This is a genomic window from Streptomyces sp. NPDC004561 (assembly GCF_053602155.1).
The window spans coordinates 1-1,801 of the sequence record NZ_JBSGDB010000857.1 but is presented as its reverse complement, the minus strand read 5'-3'; the positions used below and the strand labels follow the sequence as shown (position 1 = coordinate 1,801).

The following is a 1,801-nucleotide window of genomic DNA, read 5'->3' as shown; positions in this document are numbered from 1 at the left end:
GAGGTCTACCTCGCGCATGACACCCGCCTCGGCCGCACCGTGGCGGTGAAGACGCTGCGCGCCGACCTCGCGCGCGATCCGTCCTTCCAGGCCCGCTGCCGCCCTCGTACCAGCCCGCCGCCCCGGCCCCCGCGGCCCAGTGGCCCGCGCAGCCCGCACCCCCGCAGCCCACACCGCCGCAGCCCGGGCCCCCGCAGCCCGGACCGATGCCCGGCCAGCAGCCGCCGGCCGCCGCACAGGGCCCCGCGGGCGTGGCCGGCCCCCAGCCGCCGTTCCAGCCTCAGGCGCCGCAACCCGCCCCCGCGGCCTGGAACCAGCCGAACCACCCCAACCAGCCTGGCCAGCCCGGCGCGCCCATGCCTCCGGCCCCCGCTCAGGCCGGGCCGCAGCCGACCCCGCCCGGCCCCGCCGCACCGGGCGGATACGGCTTCCCCCAGCCCCCGGCGGCCCAGCCGGCCCCCAACGGCCCCACCCCGCCCCACGGCTACGGCTTCCCTCAGCCCAACCACCCGCCGCAGCCCGGCGGATACGGCTTCCCCCAGCCTCCCCAGAACACCCCGAACGCCCAGAACGCCCAGGGCGCTCCAGCCGCGCCGCACGCGGACGCCCCGCAGGCGCCGGTGGATCCCCGGTCGGGAGCCGCGTGGCCGCAGCCGATCCAGCACGACCAGCGGCAGCCCACCAACCCCGGTGCCGCGCCGCTCGGTTACACCGCCGCCGTGGAGCTCTCCGCGGACCGGCTGCTGAACAACAAGAAGCAGAAGGCGAAGAGCGGCCGCCCCACGGCGGCGTCGTCCCGCTTCAAGCTGGGCGGCAAGAAGGAGGAGGCCGAGCGGCAGCGGAAGCTGGAGCTGATCCGCACCCCGGTGCTGTCCTGCTACCGGATAGCGGTCATCAGCCTCAAGGGCGGCGTGGGCAAGACGACCACGACCACCGCGCTCGGCTCCACCCTCGCCACCGAGCGGCAGGACAAGATCCTCGCCATCGACGCGAACCCGGACGCCGGTACGCTCGGCCGACGGGTACGCCGGGAGACCGGGGCCACCATCCGTGACCTGGTCCAGGCGATCCCGTACCTGAACTCGTACATGGACATCCGCCGGTTCACCTCGCAGGCGTCCTCCGGTCTGGAGATCATCGCCAACGACGTCGACCCGGCCGTCTCGACCACGTTCAACGACGAGGACTACCGGCGCGCGATCGACGTGCTCGGCCGGCAGTACCCGGTCATCCTGACCGACTCGGGCACCGGACTGCTCTACAGCGCCATGCGCGGGGTGCTCGACCTCGCCGACCAGCTCATCATCATCTCCACACCGTCCGTGGACGGCGCGAGCAGCGCCAGTACGACGCTGGACTGGCTGTCCGCGCACGGCTACGCCGACCTGGTCTCCCGGTCCCTGACCGTGATCTCCGGGGTCCGCGAGACCGGCAAGATGATCAAGGTCGAGGACATCGTGTCCCACTTCGAGACGCGGACCCGCGGGGTCGTGGTCGTGCCCTTCGACGAGCACCTGGCCGCCGGTGCCGAGGTGGACCTCGACATGATGCGGCCGAGGACGCGTGAGGCGTACTTCAACCTCGCCGCGCTGGTCGCCGAGGACTTCGTACGGCACCAGCAGTCGCACGGGCTGTGGACCAACGACGGCAACCCGCCGCCGGTGGCCGCCCCGCCGATGCCGGGCCAGCCGACGCCGGGCCAGCCCTACCCGCCCCAGCAGCCTCCTGGCCCAGGGTGTGGGCACCATGGCCACCAGTGTGCTGTGCTGGCGGTGGTCGAAGGAGGTCCACGGCTTTCTCC

At 73.8% G+C, this 1,801-nt stretch carries 1 pseudogene; it reads left to right on the top strand.

Annotation, left to right across the window (positions count from 1 at the left end):
• Nucleotides 1-65: 65 nt before the first annotated feature.
• A pseudogene (locus ACWEN3_RS46140) lies at nt 66-1,801 on the top strand (MinD/ParA family ATP-binding protein); the annotation flags it as partial.